The organism is Candidatus Zixiibacteriota bacterium (genome assembly GCA_022865345.1).
Classification (GTDB): Bacteria; Zixibacteria; MSB-5A5; order MSB-5A5; family RBG-16-43-9; genus RBG-16-43-9.
The window spans coordinates 1-16,895 of record JALHSU010000194.1; the positions used below are offsets into that span (position 1 = coordinate 1).

Consider the following 16,895-nt stretch of genomic DNA (forward strand, 5'->3'; position numbering starts at 1 on the left):
AAAAAAAGACTTGACAAGTTCGGTCAATTGAGGTAAATTAGTATTGGTTTAAAAGCTCTTTTCTTTGACAATTTTGCGCTACAGATAGTATTGTAGGTAAAGAAAAACCCTTAAAAGGCCAAAGGAGGCGAAACAGATGACCTTCAGGAAATGGCTGGTAGCTTTCTTGATCCTTCTTTTCCTCTCACCTCTAACCCTCACGGTTCATGCGGGTCCAGGCCCGAATGAACCAATGCCCGAGCACCCCTGGGATGAGGTTAAGTCCAACCCTACCATCATCAAGCAACCGTATTCTGTCCCTGTGCGGAACAGTGTTTATTTTTACTCGGCATTTCCGTACAATTCCGGCGTTTTTATACTGGTGGTAGAGAAGAAACAAGAAGTGGTCAGGAAAGACCTGTCAGTCAAAAATATATCTTTACCTAGGAAGAAATGAAGGAGAAGGTAGAAGGTTTATCCTTAATTCAAAAACTTGAGCAGATTGAGCCGCTTTTAGAGAAAGATAGATACAGCGATGCCTGGGACCAGCTCAAGGAGATTGAAATCCAAGGAGGTTTTAATCCTCACTCTTTGGAAAAGGGGGTATTTTATTATCTCTCAGCACTGACTCTTTACGGTCTGGCAAAATATGAAGATTCCCTGGTAAACGGGGAAAGGGCTTTTGAACTCTTTAAAAATACCTTAGAGAATAGAAGAATTGCCCAGGTACAGACGGTCCTGGGTAAGGATTATCTTGCCCTGGGGAGGTTGAAGGAAGCGGAAGCGCAGTTCAGGGATGCGATTGCGACCTGCAGAAGGATAGACGATGAAAAGGGGATTGTGCAGGCTTATAACAAGCTTGCCCAGATATATTTCATCCGCTCAGATTATGCCCGGGCTGCAGAATATCTGAAGGAAAGCATACCTTACCTGGAAAAGAACAATGATCGGGTCACTCTTGGTGCAATCCAGAGAAACCTGGGAAGAGTCTATACCTTAAGCGGAGAGCTGGACCTGGCTGAAAAGTGTCTTCTGTCCAACATCAGGATGACAAAAGAGCCAGGACAGGAGGTATATCTTATCCACTCCCTTCTCTCCTTAGGGTACCTTAAACTTCTGAGAAGAAAGTTCAAGCCAGCTTCTTCCTATTTCCACAAAGCTTCCCAGTTGCTTGAAAGAAAAGTGTCTTTGAGGGATTTAGCAATTTATTACGAGTACCAGGGTGAGCTTTATTTCCTGGAGGGGAAGTTGGGTGAGGCAGAAGCCTGTTATCTTGAAGCTATCAAAATAGGTGAGAAAATAGCACCCCAGAGCGCAATAATCAGTCAGAGCTACAGGCTTTTAGCTGAGTTAGAGCTAAAAAGAGGGGAATTAGAAAAAGCTTTAGAGTCGGCTGAGAAGTCATTAAAGGTTTCAAACGCTATAGGAGAAAGATTAGAGCAAGGTTTAGCTTACAAGGTTTTGGGGGAAATCTATGATCTCAAAAAGGAAAGGGACAAATCCAGAGAAGTTTTCAAGAAAAGCGTTAATATTCTGGACGAAATCAACGCCAAATACGAACAGATAAGAACCTACCTAACTCTGTCTTCCACCGAAGGGTTCGATTATCAGGAGAGAGCAAATTACCTGAACAAAGCCAAAAAGCTCTCTGTCAATTTAGGCTTGAAATATTTCGAAGGCGAATCCGAGCTTTCCCTGGCAAAAATAGAGCTGGAGTTGAACAATTTTGAGAATTCCCTCTATGCTTTAGACAGGGCAGAGAAGCTATTCATGGAACTGGCTGAACAAGAGAAACTTTCCTCCTGCACGAAGCTGAGAGAAGAAATAGAAAAAACCTTGAGCCAGAAAAGCCTTTCTGCAGAGAACGAGTTCAAGCTTTTCCGCAAGTATCTTTCAGATGCAGAGTATCGGGGTATCCAGGCCGGGGGGCTGGATGACAGTTTTAGGCTTTTAGCTGAGAAGGTCAGGGGAGAAAGGGGATTTATAGTTTACAGAAATGGGGGAGAGGAGCTTTACTTCCCTTCGTTATACAATTTAGAACCAGATAAAGCCAAAACCTTGGCCGGGAATCTGGTCCCTTCAAATCCTTCTTCCAAAAGGACAGAGGAGAATGGCTTAAAGCCCTTAATCCTCACGCATTCTTCTTCCATTCGGAAGATCATGGAGAACGGAAAGATCAACACTCTCCTTTTAATCCCGCTTTCTACTGGGGAGGAGGTCTGTGGATATATCTACCTTGACCGGATAAATAACTTCTCCTCTTTCAACCCCAAGGAACTCAATTTCGCAGTCGCCTTTGCAGACCTTCTGGCTTTGAAGGTCTCGGAGATTCAGAAAAAAAGCCTGCAGGAGGATAATCTCCGCCTTAGGCAAATTTTAGAGGAAAAATGCTCGTTCTCCCAGATCGTTACCCAGAATAGCCGGATGCTTAAGATATTGTGGAAGTTGGAGCAGATCAAGGATACCAATCTTTCAGTCCTCTTCGAGGGCGAGACCGGCACAGGCAAGGATTTCCTGGCTAAGGCACTGCATTATTCCAGCAACCGGAAAGATAAGAACTTTGTGGCAGTCAACTGCGCGGCTCTGCCTGAGCCTTTGCTTGAATCTGAGCTTTTCGGACACAAGAAAGGCGCTTACACCGGTGCCACCTTCGACAAAAAGGGTCTGTTCGAGGAAGCAGATGGAGGAACCCTTTATCTGGATGAGATTGGTGATTTAAGTCCTTCAATCCAGATAAAACTGCTCAGGGTACTGGAGGAAAAAGTCATCACCCGCCTGGGCGAGATCAAGCAAAAGAAGATAGACATCCGGATTGTTGCTTCCACCAATAAGAACTTGGAAGAGGAGGTAGCACAGGGACGCTTCCGCAAGGATTTATATTTCAGGCTGAACACCGTTAATCTGAAGCTTCAACCCTTGAGGGAAAGGAAAGAGGATATTGCACTCCTGGTGGACCATTTCATAAGGAAACATTCCAACGGTGACCAGAAAGCGCTTTCTTTGAAACCTCTGATCCTGGAGCTTTATTCAGAATACGATTGGCCCGGAAACATCCGCGAATTAGAAAACGAGACCAAAAGACTCTTAGCTTACAACCAGAGTGATGAATTCATGTTAGAGGAGCTTCTGTCGGACAAGTTCCCTCTTCCCAGCGAGCTGAAAAAAGAGAACCTGTCTTTGTATGAGAGACTTTCCGTATTAGAGAAGCAGTATATCCTCAAGGCTTTGATCGAGAACAACTGGGTGAAAAAATCCGCAGCCTTCTCCTTAAAAATCCCGGAATCTTCCTTGAGATTCAAGATGAAGCAGTACAAGCTTCAAGCCCCTGTGGAATAACCTGCGCTTTTCTTTGCTTAAATTCTGCCATAAAGCTAAAATTTCTTGACTGGAGTGTAAAGCTTTAACTTTACAATTGGAATGCGAGATCTATGGGGCACGGCGCGCCGTGCCTCTACGTGTTTCTGCATAGGTCTTTGAAAAAGTGCAAGAGTGCAGTCGGGCAAGGTGCCCGGCCTACGAAAAACGGCAGTGTCGCCACCCCAGTCGCAACGGATTCTCGTCCTCACAGGAGTGAGGACGCTACGGCTCACGCAGGCATCCCACAAAATAAGTTTTTCAGACTCTCTTATAAATCCCTTGACAATTTTCCTTTCTTTAACGAAATTCCCGAAAAAGATTTAAGGAGGTTTTATGTTAAAAAGAATTTTTGTCTTTGGAACTGTCCTGGTAATATTTTTTACTCAGGGGATATTTGCTCAAGGTTTTGAGGAGAATAAAGCCCAGGTCTTCACCTTGTCCAACGGAATGAAGGTAATCCTTAAGGAAAAGCACGCCAATCCTGTTATTTCTTCGATGATCTATGTTAATGCTGGCAGTAAATATGAGACCGATTATAACAATGGAGCAACTCATCTTCTGGAGCATCTTCTTTTTGATGGGACAAAACGCAGAACCAGGGAGCAGATATCCGAAGAGATGAAAAGCAAAGGCTCTTCTTTTTTCAACGCTTTTACGAGAAAAGAGCTGACCTGCTATCTGGTGATAATGCCCAAGGAGTTCATCGAGGATGGGCTTGATGTCCAATCAGATATGCTTTTCAACTCTATCTTCCCGGACTCGGAGCTTGCCAAAGAAAGAAATATAGTGATCGAGGAGATAAAAAAGGATGAGGACAACGTTGACTATCAGGTGGAAAAGTTTTTTGATGTGCAAGCTTACCCAGGCACTCCATATGCCCGTCCGGTATTAGGGTATGAAAATATAATAGCCACCATACCAAAAGAGGACATCATCCAGTATTATCAGACCTATTATAAACCGAATAATATGGCGATTTTGTTGATAGGAGATTTTGAGACTGACAAAATGCTCAAGTTGGTCGAAAAGTATTTCGGCAACATCCCGGTCAGACCCCTTCCTCCTCTGGAAAAAATCACCTACACTCCGCCTGAAGACAAGGTTATCAAATACAAAGAAGTCGATACAAAAAACTGTTATCTCAATCTTTCTTTTAAAGCCCCTCATCTTTCCGATGCGGATTATTTTGCCTTTGACCTTTTGACCAGAATCTTAAGCTCAGGCGAGACCTCTCCTCTTTACCAGGCTTTGACTCAGGGAAAAGAGCCCCTGATAATCGACCTGTCTGCCTCAGTGGAGACCCAGAAAGAGTTTTCGACTCTGAATATCTCCATCCTGACCGACTCGCCTCAGAAGATAGAGAAGATACTTGCCATCACGACCCGGACCCTTAAGAATCTGACCAACAAAAGGCTTGACCCTGTGACAGTCAAGAATACCATCGTCTCTACCAAAGCGGATTTATATTATCAGGAGGAAAAGCTCTACATTTATGGAATGACCATAGCTCCGATTCTAGTCAACTGCGGATACGATTTTTTAGAATCTTATATTCCGAATCTGGAAACAGTCACTCCTGATAAGATACAGAAGGTATCACAAAAATACTTCTCCGAGCCAAAATATGTAGCCACAGCAATTGTGCCAAAAGTTGAGAAAAAAGAGTCAACTGCTTCTTCCTCTCAATCTAAATATATGAAAGAGATTCTGCCCAATGGCTTGGAGATTATAATCCGCTCTAACCCGGATTCAAAAGTCTTTGCCCTGAATATATTGGGCAAAAACCGCACCGCCTCAGAACCAGAGGGAAGAACTGGGGTAGTCAACTTCATAAATTCGATGTTAGCCAAAGGAACTACTAAAAAAACCGCAGAGAAGATAAGCCAGGACATTGCCTCAATCGGGGGACAGTTGAAATTAGTGGATGACCCGAATATTCCTTATGATGATATTTATACCTCCCGCCTATATTCTTTTATCCGCTTCGAAACCTTAGATGAATTCGCAGACCAAGGAGTTGAGCTTTTATCTGACCTGGTGAAAAACTCTAAATTTCCTCAGGATGAAGTGGAGAAAATCAGAGCCGAGATCTTGAGCATAATCAAACGGGAAAACGAATCAACCTCCAAAACCTGCAGTAATCTTTTTTATGCGGAGCTTTTCAAGGATCATCCTTATGGGAAGACCGTGCTCGGAGATGAGAACACTATTAGCTCTATAACCCAGACAGACTTGATCGATTTTCATAAAAAATTCTACTCTCCCAAAAATATGATATTGACTGTAGTAACCAGCCTTCCTCCAGAAAATATTCTATCTGTAATAAAAACCAACTTTGGAGATATTCCTCCAACCGATTTCAGCCCCCCATCCATCCCTCAACCTAAAACCATAACGTCACCTGCTGAAGTCACGAAAGAGATGAAGAAAGAACAAGTCTACATATACTTAGGAAATCTCCTGCCGGGAATAGATAATCCAGAGGCTCCAGCCTTAGAGGTGGCAAACTCAATCCTTTCCAGCAGGCTTGGATTGAACCTAAGAGAGAAAAAGGGATTAGCCTATTCAGTTGGCTCCTCGGTCAATTTTGATAAAGATTTTGGGTGGTTTATAGCCTCAATTGGTACCAGACCCAAGAATTATAAAGAAGCTTTTGACGGGATTCTAAATGAGATGAACCAGCTAAAGGAAAATCCGGTGGACGATAACGAATTAGAAACTGCCAAGAACTCCCTATGGGGAAACCTTCTTTTCTACAGACTCTCCCGGATAAATCAGGCTTACTATATGGGGGTAAATGAGTTTTTAGGCGCAGGTTATGATTATGATGAAAAGCATCTGGAGAAAATAAGAGCAGTAACCAAAGAGCAGGTCAAGGAGGTTGTACAAAAATATCTGGATACTAAAAATTATGTCTTAGCAGTTGTGGGCAAAAAAGACTGATAGATAGGGGCACGGCATGCCGTGCCCCTACAAGTCGTAGGTCGACCATGCCCGCAGGACTGGTCGACATTGCAATAGTTGTGTCAGGCGCTACTCTGCCGACACGCATTATACATTACTCGTGGGAGCAGCCCCGGTCGGATCAGAAAAAATATTCCTCATTATATATTCCCAATCTTCGATTGTCTTAATAATTTCAGAGGGTATATTCCCTGATTGATCTGGAAATATGTTTACGAAATCTCTTGTTGAAACACAAAGATAACCAGTGCAGTACCCAATAATAGGCTTAAACAGTTTTTGAGATTCGGTGTCGTCAGCTTTAAATGGAATTATTTGTGAAATCGAAAAGGGATATGTATGGACATATTGTGAAAGATATTTATAAGTTGACTTATAATAATCAGGATTTATTCCCGCATTTCTAGAAATATCTGTATTTTTTAAGTAAATGCCTTTCTCACCGGTACAACATTTCTTTTGTTCCTTTAAATCTAACTTTTGATAGAATTTATTATCCCCCAATTTTTCTTTTAAACTTTCTACATATTGTTTGATTTTCTCAAGTTTTTCGCTTTTCGACTTACTCAACTCTAACATTTTCAACCGCTCGGTCTCTGAATGTAAATTCCAAAGCACAAAACGAAACTCTAATTCCTCATTCTCTACCTTTTGTATAATTAAATAGTGAAATACATTGTAAGTATCAATGAGGGAACGTGTGAGAATGCAAACTGAAGAAATATCCCAGACTTCGAGTCCTTTAGGTGCAAAATAAAATACACTTTGTGGTAAGAGTTTGAGAATAGCAATTCCAGTTAGACAGATTTTCCCAAAAATATGTGAACCATATGCCTCTCGCCAAGTAGAAACTTCTCTTCCACTCGTGGCTATCGAAAGCTTACTAGCTGTTTTGCATAAAGACTCAAGTGTTCTTATACCTTGTAAGTATTTGCCATCCATCATAATTTGGGTCAGATGCTATAAGATACCTTGATTTTGAATTCTTACATTTTGGAAAAACACATTTTAAGGGGAGGGGACAAGCCCCTCCCCTACGAAAAAAATCTTGCCCTATTTGTAAATCAGATTAAACAACTTGTTTGCTAAATCCTTGTCCAGGTCTTTTAGAATCCTGTATTCGTCCAAAGCTGAACCTCGATCTCCAATTAACAAATACGACAGACCAAGATTGTGGTGTGCATCGGCATCATCAGGCTTAATGTGGATTGCCTGCTTCAAGGCTTCTATGGCTTCCTGATAACGCCCCAGATTGTCGTAAGCCACACCAAGATTGTAGTATGCATTGGCATTATCAGGCTTAATGCGAATTGTCTGCTTCAAGGCTTCTATCTCTTCCTCATAAAGGCCCAGCCCACCGTAAACCACGCCAAGATTGCCGTATGACTCGGCATCATCAGGCTTAATGCGGATTGCCTGCTTCAAGGCTTCTATGGCTTCCTGATAACGCCCCAGATTACCATAAGCGAGACCAAGATTGGCGTATGCCTCGGCAAAAAGCAGGCTTGATGCGAATTGCCTGCCTGTAGGCTTCTATGGCTTCCTGATAACGCCCCAGATTAACATAAGCCACACCAAGGTCGTAGTGTGCCAGAGCATCATCAGGCTTAATGCGGATTACCTGCTTCAAGGCTTCTATGGCTTCCTGATAACGCCCCAGATTAACATAAGCCACACCAAGATTGCCGTATGGCTCGGCATCATCAGGCTTAATGCGGATTGCCTCCTTGAAAGCTTCTATGGCTTCCTGATAACGCCCCAGTGCATAAAAAGCCATACCAAGGTTGTAGTGTGAATCGAAATCATCAGGCTTAATGCGAATCGCCTGCTTGCAAGCTTCTATGGCTTCCTGATAACGCCCGAAACTGAGATTGCAATACCCGATGTAGGAATAGGCATTAACGTAATTGGGGTCTTTCTCAACCGCTTTTTCAAGATAAGGTAAGGCTTCTTTATACTCCCCAGATAAAAGAAAACGAAGTCCCGTATAATAAAGTACTTCTGGAGAGGTTAGCCATTCTTCTATTCTTTTTTCTTTCCATTCGGTAAGAGCCACACCCTTTTCGGGTTTGAGTTTCGTTACTCTGTCACCAGGGATAACAAAATTCAGGTTCTGTCCTTCAATGATTTGAAAAGTCGCCACTCCAATGACCTCTCCTTTTATGTTCAGCACAGGGCTGCCGCTTGAGCCAAGGGAAACAGGTGCGGTTATTTGAATAATTTTCCCGAAATTGGGAATCTCCCGAACAGCCGAAACAATTCCGTCTGAGGCTGTTTGTTCAAGCCCCAAGGGGTTGCCGATTACGACAACTTGTTCACCAACCTCAGGCATAGAAGCACCTACTGGCAGAGGATGCACATCCTTATGAGAAATATCAACAGAAACCCGGATGAGATCTGCCTCTCTGTCCTCTGCTAAAATATTCTTTACTGGATAAATTATCCCCTCTGCTGTCTTAACATCAGCACGATGAGCACCTCCCAGCACATGAATATTGGTGATAACATCCCCTTCTGTGCTTATGAAGAAGCCGGTTCCCTGCCCGAGAATTTCCCCTTTCTCGTTATAAGTTATGATGACAACAACCGATTGCTGAACCTTCTTTATGAGCGTAGGCAGATTTTCCTGCGACCATGCTGGTGAAAACCCAACAATAAAAAAAATATATACAAGCCAGGGCACTAAAAAAATAGGACGAATTTTCATACTACTACCTCCTATGACCAATTTCACCTAACGTCTGGTGGCACAATGCAACGCCAAGCACTTTCATCTACAATCGAGCGAGGCGTTGAGCGAACACTTTTTAATCGAGACGAACTGAGCATCAACATTGCCTTAGTATAGCATGCGTAGGTCAACCATGTCTCCTACGGGCTACAAAAAAGCAATGTCTCATGAATTCTTTTTCACCAGCTCCAGCATCTCCCTTACTGCTCTTTCAAAACCAACTATCACTGCTCTGGCTACTATCGAATGCCCGATGGAGAACTCGTCTATATGTTTTATCCTGGCTATCTCCACGATGTTTTTATAATTCAGCCCATGTCCGGCATTTATACCTAAACTCAGCCTATAAGCCAAGTCCACCATCCTCTCGATTTTTTCCAGTTCCTCAATCTTTTCGCCTAAGTTTTTCGCCTCAGAATATTTTGCCGTATTTATCTCCACAAAATCGGTTTTAAGTTTAGCCGCGGCTTTTATCGATTCTATCTCCGGATTAACAAAAAGGCTGAGCAGGATCTCGTTTACCTGTAGTTTGGGAATAATCTGGGACAGCTTTTCGTAGTTATCCACTACGTTCAGTCCGCCTTCTGTGGTTATCTCTCCTTCCCTTTCAGGCACTAAGGTCACCATATCCGGCTTTATCTCCAAAGCCTTTTCTAACATCTCCTGAGTTGCCGCCATCTCTAAGTTCAAACTCGTTTTTACTACCTCTCTGAGAATCTTCAAATCTCTGTCTTTGATATGCCGGCGATCCCCTCTCAGGTGAATCGTTATCCCATCTGCACCCGCGAATTCGGAAGCTATGGCTGCGGCAATCGGGTCCGGCTCTGAAGATTTTCTTGCCTCCCTTAAAGTAGCCACGTGATCGATATTAATGCTTAATTTAGGCATAACCTCTCCTTTTACTTTTATGGACCTTGAATGGAATTATCCTGCCAGTAAACTATGCGCCAGAAACCATCCTCTGATCTTCTGAATTTGAATTTGGCAAACCCGGTTGCCTCTAAATGTTCATAATTATAATCCCCGTCGATATCTGTCAGGCTCAAATGGAAATTCGCCTGTCTTAATTTAAGCTCTTCGTGAGTCAGGGAATCATATTCCGAAGGAAGCGGAAAGACCTCCCAGGTCTCCAGGCGGATGTCGTCGAAAACCTTGAAAACACCCCTTGTTCTCTCCAGGTCATCACTTCGTTGAATCCGCTGCTCCTGCAGCTCTCCGGGGATGTCGCTCTGGTCAATGTAATAGAAAAGGAAATCCTGGTTCAGGCAGTTCTCGTAAGTGATTATATCCCGGTATTCATAAGCATATTTGAAATTTTTCATGACGCTGTCCGGATCGGTTTGCGAGGCAACCGGCGCCATAAATCCCGGACCTACTTCAGGAGGCGAAAACGGGTTATAACAGGATAAACCTGAAACTAAGATTAAAATTATGTATAAGGCTTTTTTCATCATCCTTCTCACCTAAACTGGGATTTGAACTTTGCCCAGTCGGATTCTCCAGTCAGAAGCGGACGGTCAACCCAGGAGTAGATAATCCAGAAATCGTAGGCTGATTGCCGGAGATTGAAAGTCGAGCTCCCTTTAGCCACCCCGATAAGAGGTTCTGCCTTATCGTAATCATATAAGTAGATCAGGTAATCCCGGTAAAGGATTGCGCTGGTATCCCCTTTCACGTCCGGCTGGTCCGGATTTTTATCCAGGATAAGTACGTATCTTTTTGAGCTGGAGCTATACAGGTTAAATAGCCCGAAAGTGACGTTCCTTTCAACTGCCAGGTTCCAGTTCCAGAAACGCTCTGGCTGGTTTTGTCCAATCGCTTCTTGGGAATCCTCAGGCGCGGAGAAGACAAAGGAATCAGAAAAACACATAACGTAATTATCGATTATCTTTTCGGTATAAGCATTATAAAGGTTCTGGATAACCGTCTCCGGGGTAGTGGGAGGGTTCCAGGTTCCTCTGGGACCTGAAGGTGCGGCTGAGCTCCTGGTCTTAAAGGGATTCTTGCAGCCACAAAGGACCAGAGTCCCGATGAATATGACAAGGGCGATTTTCTTGACCATTTTTTACAGAGTCCTTCCCAGGGTTATAGTTATGAAATTGGACAAATCCTCTTTGCTTCTGCTTTCTTTCTGTGCCCGAACAGTCCAGACAAACCTGATGAAATTTGCCTGATCAGTTACATAATCTATGGAAAAGTTTAACAGATTTCTATAAAATTTATAGGTGAAAACTTTTTTCTCCTTCCCAGTTGGCAGGTCCAGAAACAGGCTATAGTCCTTTCTGATCTCATAATTGTATCCAGAGGAGAAGATCACGCTTTTGAAAAGTTTATGCCTGACCAAAAGTCCAAAACCCTGGGTTTTCCTTTCCCAGGAGGGTCTTCTCACCCATTCATCCTTCCACAAAAGCTGTCCAAAATCCTCAAACCGATAAAGGTAACTCAGCTCCCCTTCCAGATTTTCGCTGGCGGAGTAGTTCAAGCGGCTAAAAGTTGAAGCCCTTCTAAAAATCTTGTTCTGGTTACTCTCGGTCGCCTTCTGAAAATCATAGGAGATATAATTAGCCTGAATCTGGTATTCCTGATAAAACCTCACTTTCTGGCTTATCCTCCAGCTCAGGCCAGGCGAAAGATTATAGGTCTCGTTGTAATTGTTATTGGCTGATTTCTGGCTGGAAATATATATCTGGTGGAAGTTCTTGAAACCGGTTTTGACTTTCAAACTGAATGACCGGCTGAAGATGTGCAGGTATTCCACAGACAGTATTTTGGTAAGGACATCCCGGTCATTGAAAAAGGAACCTGGAGCGGTATAAAAGGAGGTCACGCCCATGGAAGCTGAAATAAAACCTGAGTCGGAATTGCTGAATCTTGCTGAAAACCTCCCTCCCAACTCCCCGCTTTTCATATCCTGATTTCTTTCGGATAATCCATAGTCTTCCTGCCCGGACATATATTTATAAAACCCTTCCAAGTTAGCCCTGCCGAAAAAAGTTCTGCTCAGGCTCAAAATGTAATCTCTCGAGCTGAGGGAATTATCTCTGAGATAAAGAGGGTTGAACAGGGTATCCTCTTCAGAGACGTAGCGGTAAGTGTTCAGTTGAAAGTTATAACCGAATTTGAGCAGGAAACCGGAGAATAAACCTCTGGATGTATCCAGTCTTAAGACTCTCTCGGTTTTTCTTTGAGTGCTCGTCTGAGAACCTTCACTGGAGAAAAAACTTTTTTTTGACCATCCTTCCTGGTACTCTAAGTTCATGGAATCTTTATCTGCTAAGTTTCTATTGAATCGAATTCTCAGGTTCCTCTCCTGACTGGGTATCCTTTCCAATTTTACCAGGCCTTGATTCAAATCCACAAAAAACTCGGCTTTTTCCCAGGAGAAGGGTCCCAGCCCCAGGGCAAGAGAATAGTTCAGTCCGGATTCTCCTCCTTTTGTCGCCTCTGATTTCCGGTTGATGGAGCTTATCCCCACATTCTGAGAAACTTTCAGCTTCTGCCAGAGATTGGTCTCGGCAGTTAAAAGATAATCCTGAGACGTGACCTTCCTTGATCCCACGGAACTTAATTTATGCTGAAGGAGGACGCCGGCTTTGAAGTCCCTTTTTAAAAGATAATCGAATTTCACCCTCAAACCCCCATCCTCCTGCCAGCGGTCCTGGATTTCCTGTTTTATCAGAAGTGAATTCAAAGAAAACAAAAATTCCCAGTAGAAATTCTTATCCTGATTGTAGATATATTCCAGCCGGTTGTTCCAGTTGTAAGTCTGGTTATTCCGGGAGAAATCCAGGTGCAGGTTCGAGGCATATGCGGGCTGAATCAGACAAATAATGAGGACGAGAAAACTTAAGTAAACCTTTTTCATTTAATTGCTGAAATTATCTTAGCTAACTTCCCCAACTCTTTCAAGTTTAGAGTCTCACCCCTCTTTTGGGAATCTATTTCTGCATCCTTTAAGATAGTCTGAAGCTCGTCTTTATTCAAGTCCAAACTTTTACTCAAGCTATTCAAAAGGGTTTTCCTTCTCTGGGAGAAAACTGCTTTTACCAGATCGGTGAAGAAGGGAAACTCCACCTCCACTTTTGGTCTTAAAAGGAACCTGATTTTTATGACCGCCGAGTCAACTTTCGGAGGGGGAAAAAAGGAATTCGGTTTCAGGGTAAACAGAATTTCCGGATTGGAGAAAAGCTGAATCCCGATGGAAAGCGGGGACCAGTCAGGCGTGCCTGGTTTGGCACAGATACGTTTTGCCACCTCCTTCTGCACGGTCAAAATGGCTAAATCAATAAGTTCCCGGTTTCGAATAAGATACTCCAGAATCGGACTTGTTATCTGATAAGGGATATTCCCGATTACCTTTAATCTTCCTTCTTTTTGTGCAATCTTCTTAATGTCAAATTTTAAAATATCTTGATTTATAATTTCAAAGTTTTCTTTGTCTTTGAATTTTTCTTTCAGATATAAGCAGAGGTTCCTATCCAGCTCCACTCCATAAACTCTCTTAGCCTTTTCTAAGAGAAAGTGGGTCAATGCGCCTTTACCGGGTCCAATCTCCAGGACTTTCTCATCTGGTTTTAACTCTAAGTAATCAACAATTCTTTTTGCGGCTTTGAGATTGACCAGAAAATTCTGGCTGAATCTTTTTCTGGGAAAGATTCTGGAGTCCTTTTGTCTGGGTAAAGAAGAGAATTTCATTCTAATCTGAAGAGTTTTTTTGTATTCTGAGTGAAAATCTCATCTATCTCTTTAAAAGTATGTGAGTCAGAAAGCTGGACGACTTTTTCTATGACCAGCCTGACCAATTTAGGCTCATTTCTTTTACCCCGCATTGGCTCAGGAGTTAAATAAGGGCAATCAGTCTCAGTTAAAATCGAGCTTAGGGGGATTTTCTTCACCAGCTCGGCTGACCTGGAATTTTTATAGGTCAAGGTGCCGTTAAAGGAAAGACAAAAACCAAGATTAAGAGCATCTTTAGCCTCATTCTCATCCCCTGAGAAACAATGAAGAACCCCTTTCAACCCTGCGGCGTCAGCTCTGAGAATATCTAGAGCTTTTTTATAGGCATTTCTGATATGGACGACGATCGGGAGTTTTAATTTCCTGGCCAAATCTATCTGCTCCTTAAAAGCCTTTATCTGCACATTCTCAGGAGAAAGATTTCTGTAAAAATCCAGCCCGATTTCACCTATTGCCACAACTTTTGGATGAGAAGCTATTTTTTCCAACTCTTTGAAAGCCTCACCGGTCAATTTAGACGCATCATGCGGATGGAACCCCACAGTGGCATAAATATTTTTGTACTTTTCAGCTAACCTTATCGACTTTTCAGACGATTCTAAATCCACCCCGATATTGACAATCGACTCTAATCCGGAGGAAAAAGCATCTTCAATAACCTTATCTCTATCCTTATCATACTGCGAAAAATCCAAGTGAGCATGGGTATCGATCATAATATTCCCTTACAATTAAAGAATCATCCTTCTCTTTAATAATAAGCCTCCTAAAATTGAATGTCAATTCCTTTTAGTTGACTTGTATCACCCTCAAACAAGTTTGAGGGTGATACCCTATACGGGGCTGGGAGCCCCGCCTACGAGAGAAGGGATCTCTTTTTCCTTTCGTAGGTCGGGCACCCTTGCCCGACTTTTTTGGAAAAAAATGGAAGGCTAAAAAGTCTCAAGACCTTGAGAACTTCCGCTACATAATAACGATCTTAAACCTGCCTAACCCTGTCATCAAGACAAAAAAAGAGATGTTCTGCAGAACATCTCTTTTAAAATCTCGATTTACCTGGGTCTTAACTTATCTTCGCCCCGGGTTTAACCTCTTTATCCACTGTTAATATGGTCAGATTTTCCCCGTCCTGAGCGGCAAGGAGCATCCCTTTTGATTCTATCCCTTTTATGCGAGCAGGTTTTAAATTGGCAAGAAGGATAATCTTCTTTCCGACCAGCTCCTCTGGCTTATAATATTCCGCAATTCCGGCGACTATTTCTCGATTTTCGTCCTCGAATTCAACTTCAAGCTTTAAAAGCTTTTTTGCCCCTTCGACTTTTTCTGCTCCTATGACTTGAGCCACCCTTATATCCATTTTAGCGAAATCCTCAATAGTTATTTCCATCTTCTCTTCTTTTGCAATTGAAACTTCAGATTTTTCTTTTGAGACCTCAGCCGGTTTTGCCTCTTTAAACCGAGGAAACAAGGGAACGATCTCCCGGATTTTCGTTCCGGGTTTTAAATAACCCCAGTCTTTTTCTCTTTCTAAATTCGGGATTATCTCATTTTGTGCTAACCCTAAAATCTCTCTTAACTTCTGACATTTCTCCGGCAGAGCAGGATAGAAAAGAAGACTGATAATCCTCAAGGTTTCTGCTGAGGCATAAAGAACCGTTCCCAATCGGGTTTTATCCTTTTCCTTGGCTAAATTCCAGGGAGCGGTCTTGTCCACATAGCGGTTGGTGAAGCGGACTAACTTCAGGACCTCATCAAGAGCCTGGTTGAGATTCAGCTCCTCGATTGAGTCAAAAACCACCTCGACTGTCTTCAGGGCTGAATTTTGCAGCTCCTTTTCATCCACAGAGTAATCCGAAGGCTTTGGAATCTCTCCGCGAAAATGCTCCTTGATCAGCTTCAAAACCCGGCTGGCTAAATTGCCAAAATCGTTTGCTAAATCAGAATTATATTTCTCCTCTAATCTTTTCTCCTGAATGTCTCCATCCTGTCCGAAGGGAAAATGAGTCAAAAGGAGATAGCGGGTAGCATCACTGCCATACCTTTCTATCAGATAATAAGGGTCGATCACGTTGCCTAGAGACTTCCCCATTTTTTGACCATTCACCGTGAAAAAACCGTGGATGAAAAGTATGTCTGGTGTTTTTTCTCCGAGCGCAATCAGCATCGCAGGCCAGTAGATGTTGTGGAATTTCAAAATGTCTTTACCTAAAAGATGTATAACTTTCCCCTCGGTCCACCATTTCTTGAATTCATCAGGATTATCCCCGTAACCGATAGCTGAAATATAATTTGGCAGAGCATCCACCCAGACATAGGTCTTCTGAGTAGTGTCGAAGGGCAAAGTTATCCCCCAGGTAACCTTTTCTCTCGAAATCGAAAAATCCTCTAACTCCTGCTTGAAAAGCCCCAGGGTCTCTTTTTTCTTCTCCTCTGGCAAAATCCTTATTTTATCTTCTGTGATTAGTTTTTCGACCTGTGACAGGTATGAGGAGAGCCTGAAAAAGTAGTTTTTCTCAGTTACCTTTTGCGGAGGTTTCAGATGATTGGGGCAAAGTCCGTTTACTAAATCTTTTTCGGTGATGAATTTCTCGCAGCCCACGCAGTATAATCCAGTATATTCTCCAGGGTAAACTATCTTTTGACCTTTTTCATCTTTTGCTTGGTAAAGTATGTCCAGAAGTTTTTCAACTGCCTGAACGTGCCTTTCATCAGTGGTCCGCACGAAATAATCGAAGGATATATTCAGCTTTTCCCAGACCTCCTTGAAGCGTTGGCTATTTCTATCGCAAAACTCCTGCGGAGAGATTCCCGCCTGCTCGGCTGCCTCTGCTACCTTGCTGCCGTGCTCATCTGTTCCGGTCAAAAAGAAGGTCTCGTCCCCTTTGATGCGATGAAATCTGGTAAGGATATCAACCGCAACAGTGGGATAGGCGTGTCCGATATGCGGTTTATCGTTCACATAATATATGGGAGTGGTAATAAAATATCTTCCTTTTTTGATCTGAGGCTTTAAGCCAGCCAAAATCTCCTCCTTTTTCTTATCTGCTATATTGTTATTTTTAACTTAGACCTGACTGAAATCGGTTTTGTTCATAGCCACTTCAGTGGCGTACCTCTGGTAACTTAG

The 16,895-nt window shown here is 42.8% G+C and carries 13 protein-coding genes; 3 read left to right on the plus strand and 10 right to left on the minus strand.

Annotated features, from left to right (window positions below; genetic code table 11):
* Positions 1–136: 136 nt before the first annotated feature.
* The 3 genes from MUP17_09590 (at position 137) to MUP17_09600 (ending at position 6,279) form a co-directional block, all read left to right on the plus strand.
* A complete protein-coding gene (locus MUP17_09590; protein MCJ7459231.1) occupies positions 137–436 on the plus strand; it encodes a hypothetical protein in 300 nt (99 codons plus the stop codon).
* Positions 433–3,315, plus strand: coding sequence for a sigma 54-interacting transcriptional regulator (locus MUP17_09595; GenBank protein MCJ7459232.1), 2,883 nt, complete (start codon positions 433–435; stop codon positions 3,313–3,315). The genes MUP17_09590 and MUP17_09595 overlap by 4 nt, the downstream gene beginning before the upstream one ends.
* A 354-nt stretch (positions 3,316–3,669) precedes the next feature.
* Complete coding sequence (locus MUP17_09600) at positions 3,670–6,279, plus strand: insulinase family protein (GenBank protein ID MCJ7459233.1); 2,610 nt, start codon at positions 3,670–3,672, stop codon at positions 6,277–6,279.
* A gap of 108 nt (positions 6,280–6,387) precedes the next feature.
* Here MUP17_09600 and MUP17_09605 read toward each other — a convergent pair whose 3' ends face one another.
* From MUP17_09605 to metG, 10 genes are all read right to left on the minus strand, one after another.
* On the minus strand, positions 6,388–7,245 hold the full coding sequence (locus MUP17_09605) for a DUF5677 domain-containing protein (protein MCJ7459234.1): 858 nt from the start codon (positions 7,243–7,245) through the stop codon (positions 6,388–6,390).
* Positions 7,246–7,353: 108 nt separating this feature from the next.
* The gene (locus tag MUP17_09610; GenBank protein ID MCJ7459235.1) at positions 7,354–7,734 is read right to left on the minus strand and encodes a tetratricopeptide repeat protein; all 381 of its coding nucleotides are present in this window, start codon (positions 7,732–7,734) and stop codon (positions 7,354–7,356) included.
* Between the two features lie 22 nt (positions 7,735–7,756).
* Positions 7,757–9,007, minus strand: coding sequence for a tetratricopeptide repeat-containing serine protease family protein (locus MUP17_09615; GenBank protein ID MCJ7459236.1), 1,251 nt, complete (start codon positions 9,005–9,007; stop codon positions 7,757–7,759).
* Positions 9,008–9,196: 189 nt separating this feature from the next.
* A complete protein-coding gene (locus MUP17_09620) occupies positions 9,197–9,919 on the minus strand; it encodes a pyridoxine 5'-phosphate synthase (protein MCJ7459237.1) in 723 nt (240 codons plus the stop codon).
* A gap of 17 nt (positions 9,920–9,936) precedes the next feature.
* On the minus strand, positions 9,937–10,485 hold the full coding sequence (locus tag MUP17_09625) for a hypothetical protein (GenBank protein MCJ7459238.1): 549 nt from the start codon (positions 10,483–10,485) through the stop codon (positions 9,937–9,939).
* A gap of 5 nt (positions 10,486–10,490) precedes the next feature.
* Positions 10,491–11,093: a hypothetical protein gene (locus MUP17_09630; GenBank protein ID MCJ7459239.1), complete on the minus strand. Its 603-nt coding sequence runs from the start codon at positions 11,091–11,093 to the stop codon at positions 10,491–10,493.
* Between the two features lie 3 nt (positions 11,094–11,096).
* On the minus strand, positions 11,097–12,896 hold the full coding sequence (locus MUP17_09635) for a hypothetical protein (GenBank protein MCJ7459240.1): 1,800 nt from the start codon (positions 12,894–12,896) through the stop codon (positions 11,097–11,099).
* The gene (gene rsmA / locus MUP17_09640; GenBank protein MCJ7459241.1) at positions 12,893–13,726 is read right to left on the minus strand and encodes a 16S rRNA (adenine(1518)-N(6)/adenine(1519)-N(6))-dimethyltransferase RsmA; all 834 of its coding nucleotides are present in this window, start codon (positions 13,724–13,726) and stop codon (positions 12,893–12,895) included. The genes MUP17_09635 and rsmA overlap by 4 nt, the downstream gene beginning before the upstream one ends.
* A complete protein-coding gene (locus MUP17_09645) occupies positions 13,723–14,484 on the minus strand; it encodes a TatD family hydrolase (protein MCJ7459242.1) in 762 nt (253 codons plus the stop codon). Before MUP17_09645 ends, rsmA begins: the two co-directional genes overlap by 4 nt.
* A 347-nt stretch (positions 14,485–14,831) precedes the next feature.
* On the minus strand, positions 14,832–16,790 hold the full coding sequence (gene metG / locus MUP17_09650; protein ID MCJ7459243.1) for a methionine--tRNA ligase: 1,959 nt from the start codon (positions 16,788–16,790) through the stop codon (positions 14,832–14,834).
* Positions 16,791–16,895: the final 105 nt, after the last annotated feature.

Excerpts from the sequence above, each read along its gene's own strand:
- MUP17_09615 (MCJ7459236.1), bottom strand. The coding sequence starts at position 9,007 with ATGAAAATTCGTCCTATTTTTTTAGTGCCCTGGCTTGTATATATTTTT.
- MUP17_09590 (MCJ7459231.1), top strand. The coding sequence starts at position 137 with ATGACCTTCAGGAAATGGCTGGTAGCTTTCTTGATCCTTCTTTTCCTC.
- MUP17_09600 (MCJ7459233.1), top strand. The coding sequence starts at position 3,670 with ATGTTAAAAAGAATTTTTGTCTTTGGAACTGTCCTGGTAATATTTTTT.
- MUP17_09635 (MCJ7459240.1), bottom strand. The coding sequence starts at position 12,896 with ATGAAAAAGGTTTACTTAAGTTTTCTCGTCCTCATTATTTGTCTGATT.
- rsmA (MCJ7459241.1), bottom strand. The coding sequence starts at position 13,726 with ATGAAATTCTCTTCTTTACCCAGACAAAAGGACTCCAGAATCTTTCCC.
- MUP17_09630 (MCJ7459239.1), bottom strand. The coding sequence starts at position 11,093 with ATGGTCAAGAAAATCGCCCTTGTCATATTCATCGGGACTCTGGTCCTT.
- MUP17_09620 (MCJ7459237.1), bottom strand. The coding sequence starts at position 9,919 with ATGCCTAAATTAAGCATTAATATCGATCACGTGGCTACTTTAAGGGAG.
- MUP17_09625 (MCJ7459238.1), bottom strand. The coding sequence starts at position 10,485 with ATGATGAAAAAAGCCTTATACATAATTTTAATCTTAGTTTCAGGTTTA.
- MUP17_09595 (MCJ7459232.1), top strand. The coding sequence starts at position 433 with ATGAAGGAGAAGGTAGAAGGTTTATCCTTAATTCAAAAACTTGAGCAG.
- MUP17_09605 (MCJ7459234.1), bottom strand. The coding sequence starts at position 7,245 with ATGATGGATGGCAAATACTTACAAGGTATAAGAACACTTGAGTCTTTA.
- MUP17_09645 (MCJ7459242.1), bottom strand. The coding sequence starts at position 14,484 with ATGATCGATACCCATGCTCACTTGGATTTTTCGCAGTATGATAAGGAT.